The organism is Acinetobacter sp. UBA6526 (genome assembly GCF_002434875.1).
Lineage (GTDB): Bacteria > Pseudomonadota > Gammaproteobacteria > Pseudomonadales > Moraxellaceae > Acinetobacter > Acinetobacter venetianus.
This window is the reverse complement of sequence record NZ_DJLC01000159.1, coordinates 1-5,660: the sequence shown is the minus strand read 5'-3', so window position 1 is coordinate 5,660 and position 5,660 is coordinate 1. Positions and strand designations below refer to the sequence as shown.

At 38.4% G+C, this 5,660-nt stretch carries 6 protein-coding genes and 1 pseudogene; 3 read left to right on the top strand and 4 right to left on the bottom strand.

The features are described 5' to 3' along the window. Both B4237_RS10980 and alr read left to right on the top strand, forming a co-directional pair. The coding region (locus B4237_RS10980; RefSeq protein WP_286943092.1) for a DnaB-like helicase C-terminal domain-containing protein at nucleotides 1–300 on the top strand (300 nt) is incomplete at its 5' end. Between the two features lie 58 nt (nucleotides 301–358). Further along, complete coding sequence (gene alr / locus B4237_RS10975) at nucleotides 359–1,429, top strand: alanine racemase (protein WP_278596422.1); 1,071 nt, start codon at nucleotides 359–361, stop codon at nucleotides 1,427–1,429. 41 nt (nucleotides 1,430–1,470) lie between these two features. On the opposite strand, the gene B4237_RS10970 is transcribed toward alr, so the two are convergent. From B4237_RS10970 to B4237_RS10955, 4 genes are all read right to left on the bottom strand, one after another. Beyond that, nucleotides 1,471–2,205 (bottom strand): proteasome-type protease, encoded by a 735-nt coding sequence (locus tag B4237_RS10970; protein WP_004878630.1) that lies wholly within the window; start codon nucleotides 2,203–2,205, stop codon nucleotides 1,471–1,473. A 16-nt stretch (nucleotides 2,206–2,221) separates the two neighbouring features. Next, nucleotides 2,222–3,001, bottom strand: a complete 780-nt coding sequence (locus tag B4237_RS10965; RefSeq protein ID WP_278596421.1) for a transglutaminase family protein — start codon at nucleotides 2,999–3,001, stop codon at nucleotides 2,222–2,224. Then, nucleotides 2,998–3,600: an alpha-E domain-containing protein gene (locus B4237_RS10960; RefSeq protein WP_278596420.1), complete on the bottom strand. Its 603-nt coding sequence runs from the start codon at nucleotides 3,598–3,600 to the stop codon at nucleotides 2,998–3,000. Before B4237_RS10960 ends, B4237_RS10965 begins: the two co-directional genes overlap by 4 nt. An 87-nt stretch (nucleotides 3,601–3,687) precedes the next feature. Further along, nucleotides 3,688–5,241: a circularly permuted type 2 ATP-grasp protein gene (locus B4237_RS10955; protein WP_278596419.1), complete on the bottom strand. Its 1,554-nt coding sequence runs from the start codon at nucleotides 5,239–5,241 to the stop codon at nucleotides 3,688–3,690. A 213-nt stretch (nucleotides 5,242–5,454) separates the two neighbouring features. On the opposite strand from B4237_RS10955, the pseudogene B4237_RS10950 reads away from it, so the two are divergent. Then, nucleotides 5,455–5,660, top strand: a pseudogene (locus B4237_RS10950) (WYL domain-containing protein); the annotation flags it as partial.

The window sequence follows — 5,660 nt, the reverse complement described above, 5'->3', positions numbered from 1 at the left end:
TGTCCCGTGATTGCACTTTCACAGCTTAACCGTAGTCTAGAGAACCGACCAAACAAACGCCCTGTTATGTCAGACTTACGTGAATCAGGAGCGATCGAGCAGGATGCCGATTTAATCATGTTCATCTACCGTGATGAAGTCTATAACAAAGAATCAAAAGAAGCTGGTACAGCAGAAATCATTATCGGTAAGCAACGTAACGGTCCTATTGGTACTGTTCGCCTTGCTTTTGAAGGTCAATATACGCGTTTTAGTAATCTCTCGCCTGAGTTCTATGCTCAATATGATGACGAGGAATAATTTTTTTAATGTTTAGCTCTTTTATATCTTCCTAAGCCGTCCCAAAGGAGTACTCAGGGTGCGCCAAGCAACAGTTTATATTGATAGTCAGGCACTTCAATATAATTTATACCGTGTCAAACAACTTGCACCACATTCAAAGATTGTAAGTATGGTAAAAGCCAATGCTTACGGACATGGAGTCAAAAACTGCTTAGCCGCCTTAAATACCACTGATGCCTTTGGTGTCGCCTGCTTAGAGGAAGCTTTAGAAATCAGGCGATTAGGTTATCAACAATCCATTACCTTGATTGAAGGCATATTTTCTGAAGATGAAATGACGCAAGTGATTGAGCATAAACTGGAATGTATCGTTCATCATCGTCAGCAAGTTGAGTGGCTATTGGCTCATAAACAAGCCTATAACTATTTAGGTTTGAAAGTTTGGGTCAAACTCAATAGTGGTATGAATCGCTTAGGTTTCAAAATAAATGAAATTATTGATGTTATTCAATGCTTAAAAGCTGAAGGATTCACCTGTGTATTGGCTATGCATTTTGCCAATGCTGATGCAGATCACCCACTCAATCAGCAGCAAATTGAACAGTTTTTATCTGTAAAACAGGCTTGTGAACCCATCCTTGCTTCGTGCTGTAATTCTGCTGCAATCTATAAATATCCAGAGCTGCATTTTGATTATGTTCGCCCAGGCATCATGCTTTATGGTGCGAGCCCATTTGCAGATAAAACTGTGCACGACCTAGACTTAAAGCCAGTGATGACTTTTAGTGCAGAAATTATTGCACTGAATCATATCCAAAAAGGCGAATATGTGGGCTATGGTTCTACTTATACTGCTACACAAAATGCTGATATTGCCATAGTTTCAATTGGCTATGGGGATGGCTATCCACGAGCATTTATTCACCCTAACTTTGTTGCGATTCATCAGCAACTTGTTCCTATTGTAGGGCGAGTAAGCATGGATATGATTGCAATTGATATTAGTCAGGTTAAAGCTGAAATAGGCACTCAAGTCGAACTTTGGGGAAATACTCGCTTAGTGGATGATGTTGCGACTGCAAACGGTACTATTGGTTATGAGCTACTATGCAGACTGAGTAACCGACCAGTGCGAAAATTGAAATAAAAATATTGAAAAAATCCAAGCAATTGCTTGGATTTTTAGTTTTACAAACCATAATCCGAAGTTGGCTTTGGCAATTCCTGCAAACCACGTCTTAATGTCTCAGACCATTGCTTACTAATTTGACTAAAATAAGGATCTTCCTCATTGATTCTCTTCCCTTCTGGAATCAAGAAACTATCCTTATGATAAACCAAGACATCTAAAGGCAGCCCAACAGAAACATTTGATCGTAGAGTCGAATCAAAAGAAATCAAGGTACAGCGCAATGCATCATCTAGAGGCATTGTAAAATGTAAAGCACGATCTAAAATAGGTTTGCCATACTTACTTTCACCGATCTGAAAATATGGTGTATCCGTTGTCGCACAAATAAAATTCCCTTGAGGATAGACATTATAAAGCTCCATATCCTCCCCTTTAATTTGGCCACCTACTAAAATACTGCAAGAATAATTCATTTGCTCTTGCGTATCCGTCGTGATGTCTTCTAAAACTTTGCGTAATGTTTTGCCCACAAGTTCTGCAACTTCAAACATTGTTTTTACGGTATACAAATTAGGCTCTTGATCTAAGGCCAAAGCATTTTGTAAATGTCCAATAACGGCCTGTGTTGTTGCTAAATTACCCGCTGTTTGTAGCGCGATAAATCGTTCACCTTCAACACCAAAGGTATGTAATTTACGAAAAACAGATATATGATCGACCCCTGCATTCGTCCGAGTATCACTAATCAATACCAAACCTTGCTCTAATCTTAATGCACAACAATAGGTCATCTTTCTCTCTTTACACTCAACAAGCTAAAACCTGAACCACAGACATCATACTTTCTACTCCGCCTTGCTCACGCACACCACGTACTGGTGCGACATCGAGATAATCTCGACCAACCGCAACATAGATATGATTTTGAGGCGTAAATATCTGGTTACTAATATCGAAACAATACCATTCATTTTCAATAAAAGCTTCCGCCCATGCATGACTGGCGAGGTGTGGTTGGTTCTGGTCATACAAATAACCAGAAACATAACGAGCTGGTATCTGTAAGGCACGACACATAGCGATAAACACATGTGCATGGTCTTGGCAGACCCCCTGACCTGCATAAAATGCATCAATCGCCGCGGTAGTCACTGAAGTACTCTCAGGCTGATATGGCATTTGTTGTAATATTTTTTCTGATAAAAGTATCAAGTGCTGACGATCTTTCATTTTGACTACCGACTGCGCAAAATCAAACATCATTAAATCACAATGCGTCATCGCAGTACGCTGTAGAAACAACATAGGCGAAACATCAATTTCAAAAAAACCAAGTTCGGTGTCAAAAAGCTCAACAACTCCCTGCGCCATAATCGTCAGGTAGCGATAATCATGTCGTTGAGTTGCCGTAATCCATAAATTATTAAAGGCATCTCTTTTACAGGCGTATTCTCCCGGAACACTAATATGCCAGTTTTCAATCGTCTGATGCCTCGAACTCTGAGGCATCATCTTAATCGACTGCACACTATTTCGTGCAATCTGAGTATAACGATAATGCGTTTGATGATTCACCATCAGCTTCATGCGTATACCTCAAATTGATTTTCTAGCTGATATGTAAAGGCATAGAACTGGTTCACATAAGGTTGATTTTTTAGAATATCCCAACTGCTTTGCAAGTCTTGCCATCCTAAGTCATATAACTGAACGACAACTGGATCAACCGTTTCTAATACATTGTGAATATTATGCTGGAACCGAAAGTAAGTATCTATTTGCTCTATGCTTTGCCCTAAATAAAAAAATAAAAATATATCTGGCTGTTCAGCTTTTAGAATTTCACAGCAATCATCAATTACTGCACGAATATTTTCAGCCTCACACTTCACATTTTTGATTAAATGATTCAACTCTGCATATGCTTTTGCTGTTAAAAGACCTCTAAGTTCTTGAATATTATCTCTAGCAATCTCAAGCTGGCTGATTAAAGAATATGGTTGCTGCGGATCAAGCATAAACTGATTCAAATTTTCAGCATCATCAATATGTAAACATAATGCTTGAGCAAATGTCTCGGCTTGCTGGTCATTTGTAAAAGGCAAATGTTGAGCCACATAACCGATGCGAAATAAATAACGTCCTAACCAATAAATATGTTGTGCGCTTGAGCTGAGTAAATGCATAAATGTCCTCCCTTATCGTTAATAAAAGACCTAAACACTCACTCATGTTCAAATAAGTGTTTAAGCTAAAGTTCCATGTGGTAGATTCTAAGATCGTAGTGTTTCAACAACCCATGTATCTTTAATTCCGCCACCTTGAGAGGAATTTACAACAAGAGAACCTGCTTGCATTGCAACACGTGTTAAACCTCCAGGCACGATCTCAGTACGATAAGGAGAACTCAATACAAAAGGACGTAAATCAATATGTCTTTCAGCAACACCTTCCGTCGTTAAAGTCGGTGCGACAGAAAGTGCTAATGTCGGCTGAGCAATATAAAGACATGGCGACTCAATAATTTTCTGTCTAAATGCTTCTATTTGCTGTTGGTCTGCTTGAGGGCCAATCAACATACCGTAACCACCAGACCCTTGAGCTTCTTTAACAACTAATTTTTCTAAGTTATTTAATACATAATCCAAATGCTCAGCATCACGACATTGATAAGTTGGCACATTATTTAGAATTGGACTTTCTCCCAAATAATATTGAATCATTTGATCAACATAAGGATAAATCGACTTATCATCTGCCACACCCGTTCCCGGCGCATTTGCAATCACTACATTATTTTGCAGATAAGCAGACATCAGCCCTGCAACCCCAAGCGTGCTATCTGGTCTAAAAGTTAAAGGATCTAAGAAATCATCATCTAAACGTCTATAAATCACATCCACTTGCTGACGGCCACGAACTGTTTTCACAAAAACATGATCATTTTCAACAAATAAATCTCGACTTGTCACTAGTGGAACATCCATTTCACGGGCCAGAAATGCATGTTCATAATAAGCGCTATTAAAACGTCCCGGTGTTAAGACAACAATCAACGGATTATCGACATGTGCATTCTCTGCTAAAACTTCTCTTAGTAAAGTTGGATATTGCTCAATCCCCTGTAAATTATTACTAGAACATAAATCAGGCATGAGTGTTTGGCTGATTTTGCGGCTTTCGATCATATAAGACACCCCAGATGGTGTTCTTAAATTATCTTCCAGTACAAAAAAATCACCCTGACGGTCTCGAATAATATCAATCCCACTAATTTGCGAATAAATCTTACCTTTTAGATTATGCTTCAACATATGTGGCTGAAATGCTTCATGCGACATGATTTGAGCTGCTGGAATCAAACCATCTTTTAGAATGTTTTGTTGATGGTAAATATCATCTAAAAATAGATTCAATGCTTTGACACGTTGTGCACAGCCTGTTGAAATTTTTTCCCATTGTTTCTTTTCAATCACTCTTGGAATTAAATCATAAGGAATCGTTCTTTCAGTGCCCTCATGATCACCATAAACGTTGAATGTAATACCTTGATAGAGGAAATGTTGTTTCGCTTGTGCACCAAGTAATTTAAGATCCTCCAAACTACGCAGACTTAACCATTGTTCAATCTTTTTAGAAGCTTCACCGTTAATACTTTTATCGTCTAACATTTCGTTGAAAAATTGCGATTTGAGTTGCTCAAATAAATTTGGTGTGACATTGAGCTGTTGAATAAATGTAGACGAATGTACTGATACTGCTGCTGCCGTTTGATCTGGCGCATAATAATCTGTGCTGACATGTAGGTTGTGTTCTTGTTCTGACATAGAAACCTCGTCTCATCATTTATTTATATAACTAGCAAAGCAATTTCGATGCCACTTATATCTGATGGATATTTTTTATACAGCCTAAACATACTCCTGCAAAGCTGCCCACGTTTCAGTCGTAAATACGTAATCTCGATATGATGCGCTTGCCAAATGCCAATAGTTTTTTTATTGTGTGTGCTTTAGAGCATTGAATTATTTATTACGCATATGTCATCTGTACAAGAAAAAGAAACATCCAATAGTCTTTATCGCCAATGGCAAATCTTATCTCGTCTCTCGACAGGGAAATGGATGGGAACACGTGAACTTCAAGAAATATTAGAACGAGAAGGGATCGATATTAGTTTGCGCACTATTCAACGTGATCTAAATCAAATTGCACAACGCTTTCCAATTGAAAGCAACAAAACAGT

Coding starts and splice junctions, on each gene's coding strand:
- B4237_RS10970 (WP_004878630.1), bottom strand. CDS start 2,205: ATGACCTATTGTTGTGCATTAAGATTAGAGCAAGGTTTGGTATTGATT.
- B4237_RS10965 (WP_278596421.1), bottom strand. CDS start 3,001: ATGAAGCTGATGGTGAATCATCAAACGCATTATCGTTATACTCAGATT.
- B4237_RS10960 (WP_278596420.1), bottom strand. CDS start 3,600: ATGCATTTACTCAGCTCAAGCGCACAACATATTTATTGGTTAGGACGT.
- B4237_RS10955 (WP_278596419.1), bottom strand. CDS start 5,241: ATGTCAGAACAAGAACACAACCTACATGTCAGCACAGATTATTATGCG.